The following is a 20,708-nucleotide window of genomic DNA, read 5'->3' as shown; positions in this document are numbered from 1 at the left end:
TTGGAACCAAAAAGGTGTTATAAAAAGAAGCTGGAGCCATCCAGCTTTTTTTTTATCCTTTGGGCCACCAAACCCGCAGACGTTCCAAAGAATCCCTTGCATCTCTTGCCCATAGGCTTTTCGGATGTTCTCTTGTTATGGTTGCATATACGAGTAAGACAGGTTCCAATTCTTTTTGTAATTGAACCAACTCTTGGTTTAATGAAGAAGAAAGTTCGATCGGATGTAGGTTTCTTTTTTCGTAATAACGAAGGATGGCTTCTGTTTCTTTTTCTTTTGCCAATTTGTATTCTTGGAAGATAGGATCCTTGGAAGGTTTGTTTTCGGTAGGGTGTTCACTTTTTGGATTGGAAAACCCAATGCCCTCACCACCTACTTCTTGTAAATTGTCTTCGAAATCATCTTCATGATAGATGAGTAGGAATTCTTTTAATGCCTCGTAATGTTTGTTTAATTCCAGAAACATCACTTCGCTTGTAAACTCTCCCGTATCGGGATGGTATTTTTTTGCTAATTTGTGATAGGAGTCTCTTAATTCAGCTTCAGTAAATCCAGTACTTAATCCTAAAAATTGAAGTGAGTCATTTAGCAGTAGTTTTTTGTCCATGAAAGGCCAGAGGAAAATACCAAATGAGACTTGAGTCTACGTTTGATACTAAACTCCCAATACTCTTTTTTACTTTCGTTCATTTCAAAAACAAGTAATTCTTGGACTTTTTGTTGTAAGTTTCGTGCCTCGTCTAACTTCGAAAAGACAGATTCGGATAAGGCAATTTCACCTTCGGTATGCACATCCATTTCCGGGTGTTCCAAAATTTGATTGTCTAGTTCTTCCAGATTACGAACCAACATTTCGTTCTTAAATTCTAATTTGACTGCTGAATCCGCATCTCGATAGGAAAGTAACTCCTCTTCTTTTTTTAGATTCGAAATCAAAGAATCGAGTAATTGGATTTTTTTTAGAAGTAGTTGTTGGAAGGAAGTTTGTTTCATTTTCATGATGGAAATTAAATCTTATCCTGTGATGGAAATTCCAGTTGGTCTAGAACCTGCGCTTTGAGAGGGAGCTTGTGGTTCCTTTTTCTCTAAGTCTTCCCAAGAGTGTTTCAGCTCCCCTAAGATTTTAATACATTCTTCTATGATGGCCTTGTCCTTCCGCATATTTGCTTCCAGAAGCCTTTTTTTCAGGTAAATATATAAAGACAAAAGGTTATTTGCGACTTCTTTTCCCTCTTCCATATTGAGAGACAATAAAAGTTCCGTAATGATGTCTTGGGTTTTGATGATGTTTGCATTCACAACATCATACTTTCTCGGAGTCATATTGTCTTTTGCGACACCTAGGAAACGAATGGCCCCATCAAATAACATGACAATCAATTTGATCTGGCTAACGGTTGAGATCTCATTGGCTTTGTATTCATTGTAAGCAGAGGCACCGGTTTTTCTCGCAAGCGACATTTTTTTCTCCTGTGTATTCCCATCGACCAAAAAGGATACTTGCTTAATGACCGATCCGAATATTCTTAGATTATCACATGGGAAAAACAAAACGTGTTGTTTTTTTAGCTTCGGGCCGAGGGTCCAATTTTTCGGCGGCGGTGGAATCCATCCAAAAAAAGAAGCTAAAATTGGACATCCTTGCCCTCGTTTCCGACAATCCGGAAGCAAAGGCTCTTACCATTGCCAAAAACTTCGGGATTTCCACCAAAGTGATCCCATACGGCTCTTACCAATCCAAATCCGACTACCACAGGGATTTACTCAGGCAAGTTGAGGCGTATGACCCTGACTTAATCGTAGCATGCGGTTACATGCGAATTCTGAAACCAGAATTTGTCCAAAGGTTCAAAAACCAAATCATCAATGTCCACCCGAGCCTGCTCCCAGCGTTTCCAGGACTTGATTCTCAAAAACAAGCCTTGGATTATGGAGTCAAAGTGGCAGGATGCACTGTCCATTTTGTTTGGGAAGGTGTGGATACAGGACCCATCATTTTACAAAAAGCGATTGCCATTCGACCGGAATGGACTGAAAAAGAATTATCCTTGGCAATACTAAAGGAAGAACATATAATCCTTCCACTCGCCATACAACTGTTTTGTGAAGATAAATTAAAAATCAAAGAACGAAAGGTAGAAATCCTAAAATGATTCAAATCAAAAGAGCACTTGTTTCCGTTTCTGATAAAACGGGAATCACAGAAATCTGTTCCTTCCTAACCAAACACGGCGTGGAAATTTTATCCACCGGTGGAACATACGATGCCCTTTCCAAAGCAGGGATCGCTGTGAAAAAGGTAGATGAGTTCACTGGTTTCCCAGAAATTTTACATGGTCGAGTGAAAACCCTTCACCCTAAAATCCATGGAGGGTTACTAGGAGACACAACGAACCCCGATCACGTCAAACAAATGGAATCCAATGGGATTGTTCCCATCACACTTGTCATTGTGAATTTATATCCTTTTGTCAAAACTGTGATGAAACCAGATGTCACTTTAGAAGATGCGATTGAAAACATTGATATTGGTGGACCGTCGATGCTCCGTTCGGCGGCAAAAAATCACAAAAACGTTGTGGTTCTCACCGATCCAAAGGATTATGAATCCTTTCAAAACGAATTCACGACAAACAATGGAAAGATTTCAAGAGAAACTGCTTTCGGTTATGCCGCAAAAGTATTTTCAGAAACCGCATCCTATGATTCCGCCATTTCTTCCTACTTTAACAAACGTTTAGGGATCAAATATCCTGATAAAATCACTTTTGCCTTTAATAAAAAACAAAAATTACGCTATGGGGAGAACCCACACCAAGATGCTGCATTTTACGAACCACTCTTTCTCAAATCGCAATTCGAAGCATTACAAGGGAAAGAACTTTCATTTAATAATATGTTGGATTTTGATGCTGCATTTCACGTAGCAAGTTTACTTCCGAAAAATGCAGTCTCGATCGTGAAACATTTAAATCCTTGTGGGATTGCCTTTGGTGAAACTGTTTTAGAATCGTTTGAACTAGCGAGAAAAACCGATCCTATTTCTGCCTTTGGTGGAATCATCGGAATCCATGGGCGAGTGGAAAAAGAATCTGCGGAAGAGATTACAAAAAACTTCGTGGAAGGTGTGATTGCCGAAAGTTTTTCCAATGAAGCCTTAGAAATTTTTGCAAAGAAACCAAACATCCGTTTGATCCCGATCGCAAAATTTGATGAAGCACTCGATGAACTTGACTTACGATCCCTCCACCACGGGCTTCTCATTCAAAATAGAGATTATGATTTGATCACAAAAGACAAACTAAAAATTGTTTCGAAAAAACAACCTACCGAAGATGATTTGGAAGGTTTGATGTTTGCTTGGAATTGTGTGAAATTCATCAAGTCCAATGCAATTGTGTATACAGACCAAAACTCAACGCTTGGAATTGGTGCAGGCCAAATGTCTCGTGTGGATTCCGTAGAACTCGGTGCCATGAAAGCTCAGAAAGTAGGACTCTCCGTTGTGGGTTCTTATGTAGGGAGTGATGCCTTTTTCCCATTTCGGGATGGGATTGATGCCATTGCCAAGGTTGGTGCCAAAGCGATCATCCAACCAGGCGGATCCATCCGTGACGAGGAAGTGATCCAAGCCGCTGATGAACATGGGCTCATTATGGTCTTCACTGGTATGAGGCATTTCCGTCACTAATGGAATTTTTCCTTTTCCTACTCTTTTTATTCGTTTTTGGATTTGTAGCAGCAGCGATATCATATTACGCGAAGATATTGTTTTTTTCTGCGAAATCAAATTATAGAAGAGAGGAACTAACAGACATCAGGGGAGATGTCATCCGAATCTTCCTTGATCTTTTGGAATCCAATGGGAACCTTCTCTATGGAAGTTTGGCATTATTGGGAAGTGCCATCTTTGTCTGGTTATGGTCCCTTCTTGGTTCCATGTTGGGAGAAAAAGGGCCAGGGGTATTTGAACATATCTTTCATATGCCAATTTTCTTTTTGGCTTTGTTTTTTTCTTATCCCATCCTCCGTGAAGCATACCAGGAAAAATCCATTTTGGGATTGGCGAAACCAGTTTTATCTGGGTTTGTTTTGGGAAATCTTTCGAGTGGGGCCGTGCACTACGGGCTCGATCGTGATTTGTATTTTTTATTTTACCTCCTCCTCCTCTTACTCCAATTGCCAGTCCTTGTTTTCCTTTGGAACAAGGAACCGATTTTGGGTGTGAGTTTCGAACCAGTTCCTTCCTATGAAGAAGAAAACGATTGGGGGAATTCCTTTTCCGATGAAGGCAGTGATTCCGACGGAAACTCCCAATTCGATGATCCAGAAGAAAACCCATTCGCCGCGGAAAACGATCAGTATGGGCTTGGCGATGACCCTTTCTCCGACGAATTTAAGTAAGAAACGAGTTCTCTTTTTGGAAAGACTGTCCGATAAAAACTATATGAAGAAATATCTGCTTTTCCTCCTCTTTTGTTTTCCTGGTTATCTATTTTCACAAACAGAAATGCCAAATACCTTAGATGGATTTGCGGAAGCCTCCTGGGGGATGACGTTTGAATCCATCCGCGAAAAATTCCTTTCGATGGCTACAAACCCAGATTCCAAGGAAAAGATTGAAATCCTAAACGAAAAAAAGGATGTGAGTCTTCTCATCCGTCGGAATGGCATTTTGTATTTATACCGTTTTTATAAAACCCCAGAGCTTCTAAAGGAAGTGAGACCAAAACGTGAGGGACAACCAGAAGCGGATCCAGCGATTGAAGGGCAAACAGAGTTTCGAGAAAATGGGATTCTATTTTCTGTGGGAGTGACTTTCAATTTGGTCCCAACAGACAAAATCAAAGAAAAACTCGAAAAAAAATATGGGAAACCAAGGAAAGAATCCATTGGAGATGATAAGGTTTCCGGTGCTGCCATTTGGGAACTTGTGGAACGAAGGGAAAATCCTCCGCGAGGTGGTTTTGCTGTCGTTTGGAGGGAAGGATACAAAAAACTCCCTTACACTCGTCGTATCGATTATTTTTCAGCCAATCTTCGTGACATCATTGCCAAAGATTACGTGGATTTCTTCAGTGTTCAGGAAACAAAAACCTTGCGGGATTTAATCCCGTAGTTACCTTGTCTCGTGAGGCTTGGTTCTAAATCACCAAGCATACGAGGCAAAATGAATTTATTTTTAGACACAGCCAACATTGACGAAATCAAAAAAGTCCATGAATTAGGCTTACTTGACGGTATCACGACAAACCCTTCCATCATTGCAAAATCAGGCCGAAAATTCACAGAAGTCATCAAAGAAATCTGTAGTTTTGTAAAAGGTCCTGTAAGTGCCGAGGTACTTGCGACCGATGCGCCGACCATGATCAAAGAAGGATTAGAACTTTCTAAAATTGCAGAAAACGTTGTAGTCAAAGTCCCTCTCATCCCTGAAGGCATGAAAGCAGTGAAAGCATTTGCAGAACAAGGGATCCAAACAAACGTTACACTTTGTTTCACAGCAAACCAAGCCTTACTTGCAGCAAAAGCTGGTGCAACCTTTATCTCTCCCTTCGTAGGACGATTGGATGATGTGGGATACGATGGTTTGGAACTCATTTCTGAGATCCGAGAAATTTACGACAACTACGGAATTGAAACTCAAATCCTTGCGGCATCTGTTCGCCACCCCATTCACTTCAAAGAAGTGGCATTACGCGGAGCGGATTGTGTGACACTTCCTTATTCGGTATTTGAAATGTTATTCAAACACCCACTCACAGACAGTGGACTTGCTAAGTTTGTCGAAGACTCCAAAAAACTAAACTGGTAAAACCTAAAACCACACCACCGGATACTTCCGGTGGTGTACCAGATTGTTCACGACTAACGCATTACAAAGTAATACAAGAACACCTACCATAACGGGAAAAAATATAAATTCCACTCCCACTCCCCCAATCACACCAATCAGCGCAGTGGCCCCTCCTGGAGGGTGTAAGGTATGAGTCAGATACATGACAAGGATTGAAAGACCAACCGATAACCCGATCGTCAAAAAATTAGTGCCGATTGTTTGTACAAGCAAAACGGCGATACATGCAGAAAGGATATGACCTCCGATGAGATTTCGTGGTTGGGAAAGGGGTGCATCTGGAACAGCAAATAATAAAACAGCGGTGGCTCCAAATGAACCAATGAGTAAGGTATGCCCTGACAAATTAGTAATGATTAAAATGGACCATATCGAAACCGTACTACTGATAAAACTCCAAATGGCAAAACGATAGGAAAGTTTGTTTCGTTTCGCGAGAAGTGGTGCTTTAATTTTATAGGGGATATTTTTGAATCTATCTTTCAGCGTAATTGATCCAAATTTCTTTCATCTGATCGACAAAACATAATGCAGATTGGTGGGAAGCATCATTGAATAAATCACAAGTATTTGGCTGGTTCCAATTGAGAGAAGAAGCTCCGTATTGTTTCGCCATGACTTCTATTGGATTCCACCAAACTTCTTTTACTTGGAATTTTTCATAATAGGAGTAATAACCTGGGAAAACTTTTGGCCAAATCACTAAAGTTTTGATATTCTTTTCTTTCGTGAGTTTTAAAAAAGCTTCCACATATGGTAGTTGAGATTTACCTAAAACAAAAGATCGCATGTATAAATTACCGATCCGGACAGTATCGTTTTTGATTTTTTCAATTGGATTTTCATGTACACCATACATGAGATACTCACCTTTTGTGAAATTGATGAGTTGGTATTCTTGGTTGTATGCGGATTTGTATTCTCTCAGTTTTCCTTGTTTGAGTCGGGATGAAAATAACGATAGATTGAACTCAACACTTCGAATTGCAAAAACGTGGTCTAAGAAATAATACCATTTTTCTTTACTAGGAACATCTTCCCAAACGGTTTCAATGCAGTTTTTGTCACAGCCCATCCTTAAAAAAGGAGAGAGGATAAAACCTTTGGAATCATCAAAGGCTTCTGGACTCAGAGACAAAATGACAAAATTTGGTGTGACCCCTGATTCCAAAATTTCTTGGAATTGGATGAAGGAATTCATAGGAATTCCTTGAGGGCTACTGAAATTGTATAAAGACCAATCTTTTTTATGAGGTTCAGGGATGCCTAATTCAGAAAAAGGATAGGACCGAGAGTCCCCAAAAACAAGAGCGAGTTTTTTATCCTTTAAATCCGGGTCTCTCAGTAGGCGTTCCTTTAATACCTTTCTTTGAAAATAAAAAACGGAATTACCAGCCTGCAGAAATTCATCATGAAAGATTGGTAATAAAAATATTTTATCTACTAAAAAAATAAATAAAAAGAGAACAACTGGGTAAAATAAAAATGGTTTTGATTTCAAAAAAACAAATCCCCTAACCTCACCATTTTACGAGTCGAGTGGATTCTTCAACTAAATTAAGGATTCAAATTTCCAAGAACTTGCTCTTCTGTGACCACTTTGTATTTTCCTTCCAATAGATCAAAATTTCGCAAATCTAATTTCCCAATGCGGATCCGATACAAATCAAGAACAACCAAATCTTTTGTTTTACACATCCTTCGGATTTGCCTTTTTTTCCCTTCTTTTAAGACGATGCTGAGGTAACTGGTAAAACCAGGTGGTGTTTTTTCGGGGAATACATTGGCTGGTTTTACAGCAAGTGCTCTAAGTGTTTCTCCACCTTCTCTTACACCTAACATAAATTCTTCGGCAATTTTTTTCCAACTGACAGGTTGTTTCAAACTAATAATATATTCTTTATCAATTTTATTTTTAGGATGTGTCACCTTCTGAATGAAATTTCCATCGATGGATAATAGAATAAGCCCTCTCGAATCTAAATCAAGGCGTCCCGCATAATTGTATTTTTGAAACGACTCTGGTAATAATGTAAAGATGGTATTCTCATGGTGTTTGTCTTCATGGGATGTGAGAAACCCTGGTGGTTTATTAAAGGCGATGATTTTTGGTCTAGAATCGGAACCTTCTTCTTTTGTCACAGGTTTTCCATCAAAGAGAATAGAATCCTCTTCGTTTACCTGGAAAGACAAGTCTGTGATGGTACTTCCGTTGATTTTGACCCTACCGGCGAGGACCAATTCTTCGACCTTTCTACGGGAACCTAAACCTAATTTGGCAAGAAATGCATTGATCCTCATGATTTTCCATTTTACAAAGTGGCCTCATTTCAAAAAGTCTAAAGAAGGTATGAATCCATTAAAAAAGAAACCTCGCTCCAAAAATCTAAACCCCACCGTTCCCCTCCCGGACTGGATGAAGGTGCGAGTGAGCTTTCCTACGGATTCGGATGCACTTTCTGTTGTCCGAGCGGAGGTGGAATCCAAAGAGCTCCATACAGTTTGCGAATCCGCAAGTTGCCCAAACCTCAACCATTGTTGGAACCGCAAAACTGCCACATATATGCTCGCAGGAGACATTTGTACAAGAAGGTGCCAATACTGTGATGTTGCCTTTGGAAAACCAAAACCCTTAGATTCCCTCGAACCAGAACGAGTCGCAAGATCTGTGCAGTCGCTTGGACTGAGACATGTGGTCCTCACCGCTGTGAACCGGGATGATTTAAAAGATGGAGGGGCAAGTCACTTTGCAGAAACCATCACCAAAATCAAAACCTACCATAAAGATTGTACGATCGAAGTTCTCATCCCTGACTTTAAGGCAAAAGAAGATTCCTTACAGATTCTGTATGCGGCGAAACCGAATATCATCAATCATAATATCGAAACTGTGGAATCACTCTTCCCTACCATCACCCCACAAAAAAACTACAAACGTTCTCTCGAAGTATTAGCTCATATTGCAAACCATGGATTTCTCACGAAAAGTGGGATCATTCTTGGACTCGGGGAAACAGACGAAGATGTAAACCAATGCCTAATGGATTTATTTGCTCATGGTGTCCGGATGTTGACAATCGGTCAGTACCTACAGCCAGGCCCAACCCACTACCCAGTGCAAAGTTTCGTCCGCCCAGAAACCTTTGTCATGTGGAAAGAAACGGCATACAAGATTGGATTTAAAACGGTAGCTTCTGGACCACTCGTTCGGTCTTCCTACCATGCAGATGAATATTTCCATGAGGAATCCCAAATTCTACCGACAGAGTAGATATGAACGAAGAGGAATCTGAGGAATTTCAAAGAGGGCTCGCAAAAACATTCTTTTTGTCCATCCTAAAGGATTTAGGCGAAATTGATGAAACTCTTTCTGACTACGAGGTCAAAGTCCTCATCCAAAAGGCACTCACCCACCACCCTGAATTACAAGTGGAATGGGGGGAGATGGATCGATTTGGTCAAAACACTCTCCTTGTAAAATACCAAAACAATTTGCTCCTCATCGAAGTGAGTCCACTCATCAATGCCATACGCATTCTCTGGAACGAATACAAAACGAACCGTACATAAAAAAAGCCCAGAGGGAATTCCTCCAGGCTTCTTTTCTACTTAAGGGTGTGGTTGTTTTAGAATTTGGATTTTTGTTGAAGGTCGTAAATGACTTCTTCTACATTGTCCATATCAATTTTTTTAACACCATTTTCAGTGTGAACAATCAGTTGACCATTTTCTTGGTTGATGATCGCACCAATCACTGTTTTTCCGTCAACTAACACGATTTTTTCGATTCTTTCGTAGTAGTTTACAATGTCTTTTTTAGATTTGAAATCTTTTGGTTGGCTCGCTAAAGAATCTTCGAATTTTTTCTTCTCTTCTTCTTGTCGTTTCGCTACTTCTTTTTCGATCTCATGTTTCTTAGTATCGATTTCTTGTTTTTTCAATTCATCGAGTTTCTCAGTTTGTGCTGATTCACTAAGTTTTACAATCTCTTGTGCTGTTTGTTTGTCAACAGTCACGATCGTTTTGATTTCTTGTTCTTCGTTTTTAGTCAATTTCGCACTTTCAACTACGAGTTTTTCTTTCTCAGAAGTTTTAAACGCTTTTGACAAATCCAAAGATTGGATGTCTGCTGATTTCGCAAGTTCTGCAGATTTTGCAGATTGAGTCGAAGCTTGGTCTTTTTCTAAGATGACTTCTGCTTTTGCAATGGACTCTTGTAGTTTTTTAAGATCACCATTCTTAGAAATTTCTTCTTCAGAAAGTTTTTCAAGAGCGGGAACACGCGGAGCAAATGCAACGGATCCTTCCACTACTTTCACTTTCGCAGGTTTTCCTTCAGCTGATTCTACGATAAAAGACGTTCCTCGCACACCCGCAATCGCAGTTGGTGTCACGACAGTAAAGTTGTCTTCTTTCTTAGCTTTGTTGACTTTCGCAAAAACCTTTCCAGAAACGAGAGCAATTTGAGTGTCTGTTGTTCCTGCATTGTCTTGTGATAGTCTTGCAAAGTCAATCGCGGACTTTGGAGAGATACGAATGCTCGAGCCATCTGCAAATTGGATGTCTACTTTTCCATTGTCGCCTGTGACTACATTATCCCCTGTTTTCAGAAGAGAACCAAGTTGTGCTTTTTCTTCCGTTTGGTCTGCGTGTTGGATTTTTGAATCTCCTACCGCAAATACGACAACCGCAGACAAGTCTGCTGGTTTTTTAGGTGCTTCCGTTACTTCTGCATCTGGTTTCTTACAAACTGTAAGTCCAGTGAAAAGAATCGCAAGTCCTATGATGGTTAGTTTCGATGCTTTCATATCTTCCTGTCCCTTAGTGAAATTCTAATTTCCTTACTCTCTAATCAACAAACTGAGACATAGAAAATTCCCAGCTTTTTTGTATTTTTTTCTAGAATGAAAAAAATTTCATTAGTTCGGAAAAAAAATAATTTAGTGTGGGGATTTGTAAACGAATATTCGGTATTTTTGCGAAGAACCGCGGAATTTAGGGGGTTTTTGGCTATTTTTCTGGGAAAATCGCTTTGTCTAAGAGAAAGGAAGAAAAATACTCCCATTATGGCTGAAACCTCTACATTGAACCAAAGACCTGCCTCCTCACTTCCATTATTGGAAGAAATGGAAAGAACTTACAAAGACCTACCCATGGAAGCCATTGTCAAACAAGACATCCTCCGGCAGGGGATTCATTTTTTTCCTGAGGCTTTCCAAGTGAAAGACCCGTATAAATCCAAAGACTACTTCATCTTTTCCTTTGATCATATCCCACTGGCCGACCTAAAAGATGGCGCAGATACCAAAGCACCGGAAGAAATCAAAATCAGCGGAGGTCACTTCGGACTTCTGAAAACAGTGATCTCCACTCGTAACAACCCAAATTCACCGTACAAAATGAAACTGAAGGAGGGAAAGCCAACTCTCTACTTAGATGAAACAGAGATTGGAACCGCCGAATACCCTCCGATTCCGTCTTGGTACAAACACAAAACCAAATCGGGAAAATTTCCGGGTGAAATTGCTCCCGTCATTGAATGGGGATACCTCTTGTACCTAACGGTCTTTCGCAATTGCCAGTACTTTGGAAAAGATGAGGAATGTGCCTACTGCGATATCAACCATAACTACCGCCAACAAAAAGGGGCCGGACGGCCTTATACAGGTGTTAAGGATGTCGAAGATATTTTAGAAGTCCTTTCTTGGGTGGATGCAGAAGACCAAATTGCAAAGGTATACACCATCACTGGTGGCTCTGTCCTCACCAATTTAAAGAAAAAATCAGAAGTAGATTTTTACCTCCAATACCCACAAGCCATCGAAGCCAGGTTTCCCAAACGATGGATGGGAAAACTGGTGGCACAGGCCTTTGAAAAGGAAGATTGCCAGAAATTCAAAGATGCGGGGATCCAAATCTACCATCCCAATTATGAAGTGTGGGACAAAACACTCTTTGAAAAAATTTGTCCAGGGAAAGCCAGTTGGATCGGGTATGAAAACTGGATCCGACGTGTGGTGGATTCGGCTGAAGTGTTTGGTCCCGAAAATGTCATTCCAAACTTTGTTGGTGGAGTGGAACTTTCCGAACCATGGGGATTCAAAACAGTGAAAGAGGCCATCACATCCACCAAACAAGGATTAGACTTTTTTATGTCCAAAGGAATTGTGCCTAGATTTACAGCATGGTGCCCCGAACCATACACAACCCTTGGCCAACAAGCAGGTCCTCCGCTTGTTTATTTTTGTGAATTGTTACGCGCATGGAAAGAAACCTTTGAATCCTATGGATTGCCAACACCTCCTGGATATGGGGAACCTGGACCCGGGAAAGCAGTTTTTTCTGTCTCTGCCTTTATGGATGTCATAGGATATTCTGGGCGAAATTAGTTCTTTCCAAACCAAAGAAGGAAAGAGACTCAAGTACAATGCGAAAAGTAATTTTAGGTTTGGTGTGTGTCGCCATAGCCTTATCTTCATTCCAATGCCAGAATCCTGATTTAGAGGGAGACCTCCGTTTTCGCCAAGGGATCTTAGATTTACGCGAGATCACTTTCAAAGAAAACACATCCATCGAATTACAAGGGGAATGGGAATTGTATTTTGGAGAATTCCATTACCCACCCTTTCACGGCCAAAAGGAATTAACAGGATACCTTGCCATTCCAAACTCATGGCAAAATGAAGAGTATGGTGGCATCGAATTACCAAGAACTGGTAAGGTCACCTTACGTGCGTTCATTCACACTAACAAACAAACTGTCGGCCAAGAACTTAGGATTTATATTCCAGACATTGCCTCTTCGTATCGTTTTTTTGCCAATGGAGTTCTCATTGGTGGCCAAGGAAAACCTGGTATCAATCAATTTGATGACACTCCTCGTATCAAATCAAAATACTACACTCTCATCCCGGACGATGAAGTGATCGAACTTGTATTTCACATTGCCAATTATGAAAACAATTTTGGTGGATTTTGGGGGAATCCTATCATAGGAAACAAATATGCAATGGATCGGGAGAAGATGTTTGCCAATGCCAGAGAATTGTTTCTCCTAGGTGCACTATCCCTCATTGGACTCTATCATTTTGGATTGTTCTTTTACAAACGAAAGGAAAAATCCATTTTTTACTTTGCTATCTTTTGTTTTTTACTGGGAATACGCCTTGCCTTTACAGGCGAGAGGTATGTATTGGAACTCTTTCCTAGGTTTCATTGGCCCACTGCATTTCGCATTGAGTTTGCTTCTTATTATTTTGCAGTCCCCACGTTTTTACTTTTTATCCATTCCTTATTTCCAGAAGAATCAAAAGCCAAACATGTTCGCCGTGCCATCATCACAAGTTCACTCTTTTCTTTGACTTTATTTTTACCCATCTCCATTTTTACGATTTTACTTTATGGATTTCAAATTTTAGCATTCATCATCATCGGATATGTGATCCATATCAATTTAAAAGCTGTCATCAACAGCAGACCAAATTCTAAACTTTTTTTGATGGGACTACTTGTCTTAGCATTTTCCGTTTCCTTTGATATCCTCAAACATAGTTTGAATAGTCGTGGTATTGGACTCACTCCCTATGCGTTATTATGTTTTATCTTCATCCAATCTCTTATTCTATCGAGTAGGATTGCCAATGCTTTTGTTCGCGCTGAAGAACTGGCAGAAAGTTTAAAAATTAGCAATGAATCATTGTTAGCTGTGACAGAAAACCTAGAACAAATAGTTTCAGACAGAACCTATCAATTGAATTCCTCTCTCAATCGAATTAAAAAGGACCTACTCCTCGCCAAAAAGATCCAACAAAAAATTCTGCCGGAAGATGGAATCAAATTTGATCCTTTAAAAATCCATCTTTACTTCCAACCACAGGATGAAGTGGGAGGAGATTTTTATGATATCTTTGAATTGGATAATGGGACCGTTCGATTTTTTGTCGCGGACGCAACAGGACACGGAATCCAGGCAGCGTTATATACAATGGCCATCAAATCAGAATATGAAGCCATCAAACGATTCATCACAAAAACCGATGATTTGATGAACCATCTCAACCAAAAAATCCAAAATAAGTTTTCTGGTTTGAAGATTGTTTTTTCTGGATTTTTATTGGACATTGATACCAAAACAAAAACCGTTTATTATTCCTCAGCGGGTCACCCAAATCAAATTTTTGTTTCGAATGGAACACAAATCATCTTGAACCGAACAGGCAATATCATTGGACTAAAAAAGGACCAACCCTATACGCAAAAACAATTCCCTATTTTGGAAGGGGATCGCATTTTACTGTTTACCGATGGGATGTTAGAACAAAAAAATGAAGCGCGAGAAGAGTTTGGAATGGAACGAATCCAAACCATTCTTTCTGAATTCCAAAATAAAGAATCGGAAAGAGTCCTTTCGGAACTTGTCATCCAATTGTTTTTATTCCAAGGGAAAGAAGAACAAGAAGATGACCAAACGATGGTGCTTGTAGAATGGGAAAAAAAAGATCCAGTAACTTAGAGTGTTTTTATCACCGTAAGATACTTTGATGGATTCTTTTTTATGTTTCTATTTTTTTAAGAATAAACGATCCACTCCATTTTTTTCGAACTCTGCATCATATTTTTCTGCTTCTTTTGCCACTTTGGTTTCGTATGCTTCTGGGGCTAATGCTTCCAATTCTTTTTCTGACAAAGTGAGTTCTAAATCCCTTTGGGCAAGTTCTGTTGTGAGTTCTGTCCAAAAAACATCATCATTGTATGGTTCGATATAGGATTCAAATACCTCTTGGAAATATTCTTCTGCAACTGTGAACATTCCGTTTTCGGAAACGATGGGACTATTTTCCATGTTCTTTGACAATTTTGCGAGTAAGGATTGGAGGAATCCATCCACACTTGGATCGGATTCTTCATGGGGAGAATTACTCACCCATTCAAATACAGTCAATGCATCTAAAAGTTGTTTTGTTTCTTGTGGTGTAAGATCTAAATTCATAATTACCTACTTTCCTTCCATAGAAACATGTGTGGGAATGCGAGGCAAATCAAAGAATCACAGTGGATCGGTTTTCCTTGTAGTTTTGGTACATCTGTTCGACAAGCAAACGAAAGTTTGGATCTTCTTTTAGGATTTCCAATTTTTCTTCTAAACTGAGAACCGAAAACTTAGGATGCAATGCTTTTGAAATGGCAGGCTTCATATTCATTAAGTAAACACATGAATAGTATTTGTCAAACAAATTTAACTACACAAGTGTTACGTAATTATGTCGCGATACACAGAAGCAATTCGTTTCACCCCTTCCTCCATATCCACTGTTTGTAAAAAACTAAAATTCATCCGAAAGTAAGCTGAATCTGAATCCAATAAACGGAATTCATTCCCTGGCACCATCACCACTTTTTTTTCCATCAAATGTTGCATCATTTCCTTCTCAGAGACATTCGGGTATTCCACCCAAAGGAACATCCCCCCTTGGGGGTTTTGGAATCTCACTTCGGGAAGGTATCTTGCCAAACAATCCACCAAGTGTTGTTTTTGTTTGTGGTAGTAGGATTGGATCTTACTGCAATGTTCTTTGAAATCGAATCGAGAAAGAAGGTTCAACAGTACAATCTGTGAAAATTGGTTAGAATTGAGATCATTTCCTTGTTTGATCCGAGTGAACATCTCCAGATAAACATTCGGAACCACCACCCACCCCAAACGAAACCCTGGTGAAATAATTTTGGAAAAACTTCCCAAAACAAATGTTAGATCTTTATTCTTTCGAAACGAAGCAATGGATGGATATACCGTTCCCGAAAAATCTAAGAATTGATAAGCTTCATCTTCGAAGAGGATGACTTCATACTCATCGAGTAACTCTGCAACTGCGATTCGTTTCTCCACAGTCCAAGTAATTGTGGATGGATTTTGGTAACTGGGATTGGTGTAAAAACAATGGATTCGGCGACTGGAAAGGATTTCTCTTAGCTTCGAAAGACTAGGCCCATCTGCCTCCAATGCAAGGGAAAAAAACTTGGGTTGGTAAGGAGAAAATGCCTGAAGGGCTCCTAAATACACTGGGTCTTCCAAAAGAACATTTGTATCTTCCTCCATAAACAGTTTCCCAAGGATATCCAATCCTTGCTGGGAACCATGGGTGATACAAATGGAGTTGGTATCACATCCCTCCATGCCGACGAAGGTATCTAAGATCAGTTGTTTTAGTTCCGAAACACCTGTAGAATCACCATATTGTAAGGCACTCTCGGCCGAGGAGATAAGAGTTTTTTCGGTCGCCTTTTGTAAAAGTTCTCTTTCGATTAAGTTTGGGTTGGGTAGACCTCCTGCAAAAGAAAGGAATTCGGAATCTTTTACCGTTATTTTTAAAATTTCACGGATCAGTGAGGAACGAATGTGTTTCGTTCTTTTTGCCAAAAATAGATTTGTCAGATTAGATTCCATGTATATAAATTATCAATCAAATGGACATCTGTCCATATACAGATGAATCTCACTATAGGTATACAGATGGAAAAAACAAAATACCAACAACTTGCATCTGATCTCAAAAAAGAAATTGAATCCGGATATTATTCTGAAAACGAAAAGATCCCATCTCTTCGCGAAATCCAATCTTTAAAATCATGTAGTTTATCAACAGCCAAAGAAGCCTACCGAATTTTGGAAGAAGAAGGTTATCTTTATGCTCAAAACAAATCAGGCTATTATGTACAGAAACAAATCAGTTCGGTGATCTTTGGTCCTCAAAATCAATTTTATGAATCGGTAGAAGCCGATGATCGAATCCAACAAATCATGAATACTGTCATGGATCCAAAACTTTTATCCTTTGGAGCCGCTATCCCATCTGAAACGTATTTACCTATTCAGGAATTGAATACTGCATTCAAAAGAGCATTTTTACACAAAGATATCTTTAGTTATGGGGACTTACAAGGGAATCCAAATTTACGAGAATGGATCGCCAAACGAACATCCCTTTTTGGATACCGAGTGATTTCTAAACAAATCCAAATCACTTCAGGTTGCACAGAAGCAATCACCTACTCTTTGTTTGCTGTGACTGAACCTGGCGATACCGTGATTGTTCCTTCTCCCATTTATGTAGGGCTCTTCCAAATCCTAGAAACACTAAAATTAAAAGTAGTAGAAATTCCTTATAGAAGTGGTGAAGGAATAAATAGTACCGAATTTGAAAAACTCATCAAACGACACAAACCAAAGGTATTTTTATTTGCCGCAAACTTCAATAACCCCAATGGAATTTTATTTAGTGACCAAACAAAACAAAACTTAGCGAATATCTCCTACCAATACGGAATCCATCTCGTAGAAGATGATATTTATGGGGATTTGTACTTTGATGGGAGTCGACCAAAACCCTTGGTGAGTTTTTTCCCAGAAGGAAAGAATGGTCCGAGATCATTTTTATGTTCTTCCTTTTCCAAAACACTTTCACCTGGATTACGGATTGGTTGGGTCTCTTCCAAAACGGGGATTTCTGCCTTATCCAAAATTTCGAGAGCATTTAAAATCGCAGAAAACCATCCGACTCAAATATGTATTTTGGAATTTTTAAAACGCCAAACATACGAAAGGCATTTAAAATATTTACGACGAGAATACAAATCACTTTGCCAGGACTATATCCAATTACTTGTCAAAGAAAGTGAAGGAAACATAAAAATCACAAAACCAGACGGTGGTTTTGTCCTATGGATTGAATCAGCGTTAGATGGTGATAAATTACTTTTGGATGCAAAAAAAATGGGCATAGCGATTGCACCAGGATCCTTATTTGGACTTTCTAAACATTGGAACCAATTCTTTCGTTTGAATGTTTCCGTAGGAAGCTCACCTAAAATCAGGGAGAAACTCAGTTTGTTTGCAAAACGATTCTTAAAAAAATAGAATTTCAAAACTAACTTTTTAGTTGCTGTCAAACCAAACCTTGAACACCGTTAGGATATGTCTGACACCACTCGCAAGTATTTGGAAACATCCCAAATCATTCCTTCCAAAGGTATGTCTTATACCATGTATGAAATTGAAGGCCAAGATACGATTTTACGTATGCTTACCTTCATTCCCGATAATGATGAAATCCATATCTACCCGAAACCACCTGTCAAAAAATTATACAAACCAGAACTTTGCAAAAAAGTAGAAGAGAACGAATTTTTGGGACTTTGGACGATGGGAGAAGAAAGAAAGGCAGGAAAATAGGTAACCTTGGCCCCGGACAGAATCGAACTGCCGACACGAGGATTTTCAGTCCTCTGCTCTACCGACTGAGCTACAGGGCCTCGGTTACGACCAAAGTATTTTTTCATAGCCCTCTGTCAACGAACCTTTGCATTTTTTGTAAGGACAAAAATGAAATCAAAATTAAAACTCCACCTAAGCTTAATCATCATCACAGGAACCCTTTTCGGATGTGCCTCCCAGCTTCACAAAACAGGTATTAGTATAGAAAGATACAGGTCTGACTTAGAAACAAAGTCAGTTGTAGTCGAAGATTTAGATTGGAAGTACACTGAAAAGCCTGGTGATGGTGAAACTCTCCTCGTCGTACACGGCTTTGGTGGTGACAAAGATCACTGGACCAGATTTTCCAGACACCTTCCTAAAAACATCCGAGTGATTGCACCGGACCTTCCTGGTTTTGGCGAATCGAGTAAACCGGAAGGGATCTCTTACACACAAGAATCCCAAGCCATCCGTTTGCAAAAATTTACAGAAAAACTTGGTCTAACAGAATTCCATATTGCCGGCAACTCCATGGGTGGTGGGATCGCAGGTCTCTTTGCATCTAAATTTCCAAAACAAGTGAAGACACTAATCCTTTTTGACAACGCAGGGATCAAAAGTCCAGTGCCTAGTGAAATGCAAACGATCGAACTCTCAGGAAAAGAAAGCCCCCTTCTTGTCAAAGATACCGAAGACTTTGATCGCCTGCTACGATTCACCTTTGTGAAACCACCGTATTTGCCTTCGTTTTTAAAATCCTATTTTGCCGAAAAGTCGGTCGCCAATCGGGAATGGAATGCCCATATCTTAAAACAAATTCGCAAAGAAGGTTATGTTTTAGAATCACAACTGGACCAAATCAAGGCACCCTGCCTTACAATTTGGGGGAAAGAAGACAAGGTCATCCATTATTCTGTAATGGACGTTCTCAAAGCTAAATTGAAATCCAAATTGGAAACAGTCTTATTAGAAAATATGGGCCATGCCCCTATGATCGAAGATCCAAAATTGTCCGCCAAACTGGTACAAGACTGGATTTTAAACGGATCAGTAAACAAAGATTAAGTACAAAATCCTTTAGTATTTTTTTTCTCAAATGAAGTAAAAAAATACTTGTACTTTCACGGGTTTTTTATGTTATAAACCCGTGGCACTTGCTCCAAACAAAACATTAATCGGTATTACCGGCTCCATTGGATCCGGGAAATCCACTGCGCTTTCCATCTTTGGAGAATTAGGTGCAGTGACGATTAGTTCTGATACAATTGCCAGAAGTTTCACAGAACCAAATAGCCCTGTCAAATCCGAACTCGTTTCGATCTTTGGACCATCGATTGTCTCAGAAAATGATACAATCAATCGCACAAAAATCGCAGAACTTGCTTTTAGCGACGAAACAAAACTAAAAGCACTCAATGAACTCCTCCACCCACTCGTAAGAAAACAATTCCTGGAATTTTTCCAAGGAACGAAGGAAGGGAGTCTCGTCGCCTGGGAAGTCCCACTTTTATTTGAAACCGATGCTCATACCATTTGTGATTTTACAGTCACAATTTCCCTTCCCAAAGAACAAAACTGGGATCGTGTGAAAGTAAGGGGTGGGATGGACAAAGCCGATTTCGAAAGAAGGACCGCTTCCCAAATGGACATCGAGAAAAAAAAGATCCTCTCTGATTTTGTCGTAACGAACGATACTGATAGAGAAGGGTTAAAAGAACAAATCGTTATTATCTATAAGGAAATTCAAAAAAGGATTCAAAAATGAAAGAGAGAGTATTTTACGTAATCAATTTAGACAAACAAAGGATTGGAGTTCTATCACTCTTTCTTTTCGCCCTATTCTTTTCTATTTTTTTCTTAGGCGTATCGGTTGGAAAAGGGAAAACGGAAGAGACACAAAGTTTACAAAAAACTCCTACGGTTAGTTTGAATCCAGAAACAAACGAAACAAATCTACCTTCCCCAGAAGCAATGGTCAAAAAAGGAGAAGAGTCTACCGTTTCCCAATCGCAAGGTACGCAAGTTGCTTCGTCTCTTGTCCAAGGAACAAAACCGAAAGAATCCGTTTCATCTCAAGAGATTCCAATGGCTGATATCGGAAACCATCCTTATTATTTGGAAACATCAACTGCCAAAGATGAAGAAGAAAGAAAACAACAAATAGTGGATCTAACCAAATCAAAAGAACATCGAACAAACTATGTAGCAAAGGAAGAGAAATTAAAAAACATTTCTTCTGGTTCTAAATCGAAACTGAAACAAAAACAAGGAATCGCATCTGTATCAAAATCGGTTTCCCAAAAAGAAGGGAATTACCTTACGATCCAACTTGCTGCGTTTACCAATCGTAAGTCAGCTGAGACATTTTTATCCCAATTACTTTCAGATAACCAAGGTACATTAAAATCAAAAGCATTCATCATGGTGAAAAACGGATACTTTGTGGTGCAACTCGGAAAATCCAAAGATAAAGATTCCCTCCAAAAGATTTTATCCAAAACCGTTATGCCAAAAGAAATCAAAACAAAGGCAATGATCATCCAATACCAACCATTATCTTAAAAACAAAAATCGTCTTTCCTTGGCAATTTGGCTTTC

24 protein-coding genes and 1 tRNA gene are annotated in these 20,708 nt (G+C 39.5%); 14 read left to right on the top strand and 11 right to left on the bottom strand.

The genetic code is table 11. From position 1 onward, the window contains the following. Nucleotides 1-52: 52 nt before the first annotated feature. From LEPBI_RS07235 to fliS, 3 genes are read right to left on the bottom strand one after another with little or no spacing between them, the layout of a single operon-like run. A complete protein-coding gene (locus LEPBI_RS07235; protein ID WP_012476245.1) occupies nt 53-607 on the bottom strand; it encodes a DnaJ domain-containing protein in 555 nt (184 codons plus the stop codon). Beyond that, complete coding sequence (locus LEPBI_RS07230; protein WP_012388458.1) at nt 586-999, bottom strand: hypothetical protein; 414 nt, start codon at nt 997-999, stop codon at nt 586-588. Before LEPBI_RS07230 ends, LEPBI_RS07235 begins: the two co-directional genes overlap by 22 nt. A gap of 15 nt (nt 1,000-1,014) precedes the next feature. Continuing rightward, nucleotides 1,015-1,461: a flagellar export chaperone FliS gene (gene fliS, locus LEPBI_RS07225; protein WP_012388457.1), complete on the bottom strand. Its 447-nt coding sequence runs from the start codon at nt 1,459-1,461 to the stop codon at nt 1,015-1,017. 77 nt (nt 1,462-1,538) lie between these two features. On the opposite strand from fliS, the gene purN reads away from it, so the two are divergent. From purN to fsa, 5 genes are read left to right on the top strand one after another with little or no spacing between them, the layout of a single operon-like run. Further along, nucleotides 1,539-2,153: a phosphoribosylglycinamide formyltransferase gene (gene purN / locus LEPBI_RS07220; RefSeq protein WP_012388456.1), complete on the top strand. Its 615-nt coding sequence runs from the start codon at nt 1,539-1,541 to the stop codon at nt 2,151-2,153. Next, on the top strand, nt 2,150-3,691 hold the full coding sequence (purH, locus tag LEPBI_RS07215; RefSeq protein WP_012388455.1) for a bifunctional phosphoribosylaminoimidazolecarboxamide formyltransferase/IMP cyclohydrolase: 1,542 nt from the start codon (nt 2,150-2,152) through the stop codon (nt 3,689-3,691). Before purN ends, purH begins: the two co-directional genes overlap by 4 nt. Continuing rightward, the gene (locus tag LEPBI_RS07210; protein WP_012388454.1) at nt 3,691-4,404 is read left to right on the top strand and encodes a hypothetical protein; all 714 of its coding nucleotides are present in this window, start codon (nt 3,691-3,693) and stop codon (nt 4,402-4,404) included. Before purH ends, LEPBI_RS07210 begins: the two co-directional genes overlap by 1 nt. 43 nt (nt 4,405-4,447) lie before the next feature. Further along, on the top strand, nt 4,448-5,119 hold the full coding sequence (locus tag LEPBI_RS07205) for a hypothetical protein (protein ID WP_012476244.1): 672 nt from the start codon (nt 4,448-4,450) through the stop codon (nt 5,117-5,119). A 51-nt stretch (nt 5,120-5,170) separates the two neighbouring features. Beyond that, nucleotides 5,171-5,815 carry a fructose-6-phosphate aldolase gene (gene fsa / locus LEPBI_RS07200; RefSeq protein ID WP_012388452.1) on the top strand — a complete coding sequence of 215 codons (645 nt, stop codon included), beginning with the start codon at nt 5,171-5,173 and terminating at the stop codon, nt 5,813-5,815. Nucleotides 5,816-5,818: 3 nt separating this feature from the next. Here fsa and LEPBI_RS07195 read toward each other — a convergent pair whose 3' ends face one another. From LEPBI_RS07195 to LEPBI_RS07185, 3 genes are read right to left on the bottom strand one after another with little or no spacing between them, the layout of a single operon-like run. Beyond that, on the bottom strand, nt 5,819-6,310 hold the full coding sequence (locus LEPBI_RS07195) for an HPP family protein (protein WP_420804598.1): 492 nt from the start codon (nt 6,308-6,310) through the stop codon (nt 5,819-5,821). Nucleotides 6,311-6,332: 22 nt separating this feature from the next. Continuing rightward, on the bottom strand, nt 6,333-7,358 hold the full coding sequence (locus LEPBI_RS07190; RefSeq protein ID WP_012388450.1) for a DUF1574 domain-containing protein: 1,026 nt from the start codon (nt 7,356-7,358) through the stop codon (nt 6,333-6,335). A 56-nt stretch (nt 7,359-7,414) separates the two neighbouring features. After that, on the bottom strand, nt 7,415-8,158 hold the full coding sequence (locus LEPBI_RS07185; protein ID WP_012388449.1) for a pseudouridine synthase: 744 nt from the start codon (nt 8,156-8,158) through the stop codon (nt 7,415-7,417). A gap of 49 nt (nt 8,159-8,207) precedes the next feature. Here LEPBI_RS07185 and lipA point away from each other — a divergent pair, with 49 nt between their 5' ends. Together lipA and LEPBI_RS07175 are read left to right on the top strand one after the other, a co-directional pair. Next, nucleotides 8,208-9,128, top strand: a complete 921-nt coding sequence (lipA, locus tag LEPBI_RS07180; RefSeq protein ID WP_012388448.1) for a lipoyl synthase — start codon at nt 8,208-8,210, stop codon at nt 9,126-9,128. A gap of 2 nt (nt 9,129-9,130) precedes the next feature. Then, nucleotides 9,131-9,427: a hypothetical protein gene (locus LEPBI_RS07175; RefSeq protein WP_012388447.1), complete on the top strand. Its 297-nt coding sequence runs from the start codon at nt 9,131-9,133 to the stop codon at nt 9,425-9,427. Nucleotides 9,428-9,483: 56 nt separating this feature from the next. Here the strand turns inward: LEPBI_RS07175 and LEPBI_RS07170 are convergent, their stop codons facing one another. Next, nucleotides 9,484-10,665, bottom strand: coding sequence for a lipoprotein LipL45 (locus tag LEPBI_RS07170; RefSeq protein WP_012388446.1), 1,182 nt, complete (start codon nt 10,663-10,665; stop codon nt 9,484-9,486). A 258-nt stretch (nt 10,666-10,923) separates the two neighbouring features. On the opposite strand from LEPBI_RS07170, the gene LEPBI_RS07165 reads away from it, so the two are divergent. Then, nucleotides 10,924-12,246 (top strand): radical SAM protein, encoded by a 1,323-nt coding sequence (locus LEPBI_RS07165; protein ID WP_012388445.1) that lies wholly within the window; start codon nt 10,924-10,926, stop codon nt 12,244-12,246. Between the two features lie 38 nt (nt 12,247-12,284). Beyond that, nucleotides 12,285-14,369 carry a PP2C family protein-serine/threonine phosphatase gene (locus tag LEPBI_RS07160; protein WP_012388444.1) on the top strand — a complete coding sequence of 695 codons (2,085 nt, stop codon included), beginning with the start codon at nt 12,285-12,287 and terminating at the stop codon, nt 14,367-14,369. A gap of 48 nt (nt 14,370-14,417) precedes the next feature. Here LEPBI_RS07160 and LEPBI_RS07155 read toward each other — a convergent pair whose 3' ends face one another. From LEPBI_RS07155 to LEPBI_RS07150, 3 genes are read right to left on the bottom strand one after another with little or no spacing between them, the layout of a single operon-like run. Then, nucleotides 14,418-14,846 (bottom strand): hypothetical protein, encoded by a 429-nt coding sequence (locus LEPBI_RS07155; RefSeq protein ID WP_012388443.1) that lies wholly within the window; start codon nt 14,844-14,846, stop codon nt 14,418-14,420. Nucleotides 14,847-14,895: 49 nt separating this feature from the next. Further along, complete coding sequence (locus LEPBI_RS19125; RefSeq protein WP_167530796.1) at nt 14,896-15,051, bottom strand: hypothetical protein; 156 nt, start codon at nt 15,049-15,051, stop codon at nt 14,896-14,898. Nucleotides 15,052-15,107: 56 nt separating this feature from the next. Continuing rightward, a complete protein-coding gene (locus LEPBI_RS07150; RefSeq protein ID WP_012388441.1) occupies nt 15,108-16,301 on the bottom strand; it encodes an aminotransferase-like domain-containing protein in 1,194 nt (397 codons plus the stop codon). Nucleotides 16,302-16,367: 66 nt separating this feature from the next. On the opposite strand from LEPBI_RS07150, the gene LEPBI_RS07145 reads away from it, so the two are divergent. Then, nucleotides 16,368-17,771: an aminotransferase-like domain-containing protein gene (locus LEPBI_RS07145; RefSeq protein WP_012476243.1), complete on the top strand. Its 1,404-nt coding sequence runs from the start codon at nt 16,368-16,370 to the stop codon at nt 17,769-17,771. Between the two features lie 57 nt (nt 17,772-17,828). Beyond that, complete coding sequence (locus LEPBI_RS07140) at nt 17,829-18,086, top strand: hypothetical protein (protein ID WP_012388439.1); 258 nt, start codon at nt 17,829-17,831, stop codon at nt 18,084-18,086. A gap of 7 nt (nt 18,087-18,093) precedes the next feature. Here LEPBI_RS07140 and LEPBI_RS07135 read toward each other — a convergent pair. Continuing rightward, nucleotides 18,094-18,166: transfer RNA gene (locus tag LEPBI_RS07135), tRNA-Phe, on the bottom strand. 70 nt (nt 18,167-18,236) lie between these two features. On the opposite strand from LEPBI_RS07135, the gene LEPBI_RS07130 reads away from it, so the two are divergent. From LEPBI_RS07130 to LEPBI_RS07120, 3 genes are all read left to right on the top strand, one after another. Continuing rightward, complete coding sequence (locus LEPBI_RS07130) at nt 18,237-19,175, top strand: alpha/beta fold hydrolase (RefSeq protein WP_012388438.1); 939 nt, start codon at nt 18,237-18,239, stop codon at nt 19,173-19,175. An 82-nt stretch (nt 19,176-19,257) separates the two neighbouring features. Further along, nucleotides 19,258-19,875: a dephospho-CoA kinase gene (gene coaE, locus LEPBI_RS07125; RefSeq protein WP_012388437.1), complete on the top strand. Its 618-nt coding sequence runs from the start codon at nt 19,258-19,260 to the stop codon at nt 19,873-19,875. Further along, nucleotides 19,872-20,672 carry an SPOR domain-containing protein gene (locus tag LEPBI_RS07120; protein WP_012388436.1) on the top strand — a complete coding sequence of 267 codons (801 nt, stop codon included), beginning with the start codon at nt 19,872-19,874 and terminating at the stop codon, nt 20,670-20,672. The genes coaE and LEPBI_RS07120 overlap by 4 nt, the downstream gene beginning before the upstream one ends. The last annotated feature ends 36 nt before the right edge of the window (nt 20,673-20,708 follow it).

This window comes from Leptospira biflexa serovar Patoc strain 'Patoc 1 (Paris)' (assembly GCF_000017685.1).
Taxonomy (GTDB): Bacteria; Spirochaetota; Leptospiria; order Leptospirales; family Leptospiraceae; genus Leptospira_A; species Leptospira_A biflexa.
This window is presented reverse-complemented; position numbering and strand designations above follow the sequence as displayed.

Bases quoted from the DNA above. Each gene is read 5' to 3' on its own strand.
- LEPBI_RS07235 (WP_012476245.1), bottom strand. From the start codon at position 607: ATGGACAAAAAACTACTGCTAAATGACTCACTTCAATTTTTAGGATTA.
- LEPBI_RS07230 (WP_012388458.1), bottom strand. From the start codon at position 999: ATGAAAATGAAACAAACTTCCTTCCAACAACTACTTCTAAAAAAAATC.
- fliS (WP_012388457.1), bottom strand. From the start codon at position 1,461: ATGTCGCTTGCGAGAAAAACCGGTGCCTCTGCTTACAATGAATACAAA.
- purN (WP_012388456.1), top strand. From the start codon at position 1,539: ATGGGAAAAACAAAACGTGTTGTTTTTTTAGCTTCGGGCCGAGGGTCC.
- purH (WP_012388455.1), top strand. From the start codon at position 2,150: ATGATTCAAATCAAAAGAGCACTTGTTTCCGTTTCTGATAAAACGGGA.
- LEPBI_RS07210 (WP_012388454.1), top strand. From the start codon at position 3,691: ATGGAATTTTTCCTTTTCCTACTCTTTTTATTCGTTTTTGGATTTGTA.
- LEPBI_RS07205 (WP_012476244.1), top strand. From the start codon at position 4,448: ATGAAGAAATATCTGCTTTTCCTCCTCTTTTGTTTTCCTGGTTATCTA.
- fsa (WP_012388452.1), top strand. From the start codon at position 5,171: ATGAATTTATTTTTAGACACAGCCAACATTGACGAAATCAAAAAAGTC.
- LEPBI_RS07185 (WP_012388449.1), bottom strand. From the start codon at position 8,158: ATGAGGATCAATGCATTTCTTGCCAAATTAGGTTTAGGTTCCCGTAGA.
- lipA (WP_012388448.1), top strand. From the start codon at position 8,208: ATGAATCCATTAAAAAAGAAACCTCGCTCCAAAAATCTAAACCCCACC.
- LEPBI_RS07175 (WP_012388447.1), top strand. From the start codon at position 9,131: ATGAACGAAGAGGAATCTGAGGAATTTCAAAGAGGGCTCGCAAAAACA.
- LEPBI_RS07170 (WP_012388446.1), bottom strand. From the start codon at position 10,665: ATGAAAGCATCGAAACTAACCATCATAGGACTTGCGATTCTTTTCACT.
- LEPBI_RS07165 (WP_012388445.1), top strand. From the start codon at position 10,924: ATGGCTGAAACCTCTACATTGAACCAAAGACCTGCCTCCTCACTTCCA.
- LEPBI_RS07160 (WP_012388444.1), top strand. From the start codon at position 12,285: ATGCGAAAAGTAATTTTAGGTTTGGTGTGTGTCGCCATAGCCTTATCT.
- LEPBI_RS07155 (WP_012388443.1), bottom strand. From the start codon at position 14,846: ATGAATTTAGATCTTACACCACAAGAAACAAAACAACTTTTAGATGCA.
- LEPBI_RS19125 (WP_167530796.1), bottom strand. From the start codon at position 15,051: ATGAAGCCTGCCATTTCAAAAGCATTGCATCCTAAGTTTTCGGTTCTC.
- LEPBI_RS07150 (WP_012388441.1), bottom strand. From the start codon at position 16,301: ATGGAATCTAATCTGACAAATCTATTTTTGGCAAAAAGAACGAAACAC.
- LEPBI_RS07145 (WP_012476243.1), top strand. From the start codon at position 16,368: ATGGAAAAAACAAAATACCAACAACTTGCATCTGATCTCAAAAAAGAA.
- LEPBI_RS07140 (WP_012388439.1), top strand. From the start codon at position 17,829: ATGTCTGACACCACTCGCAAGTATTTGGAAACATCCCAAATCATTCCT.
- LEPBI_RS07130 (WP_012388438.1), top strand. From the start codon at position 18,237: ATGAAATCAAAATTAAAACTCCACCTAAGCTTAATCATCATCACAGGA.
- LEPBI_RS07120 (WP_012388436.1), top strand. From the start codon at position 19,872: ATGAAAGAGAGAGTATTTTACGTAATCAATTTAGACAAACAAAGGATT.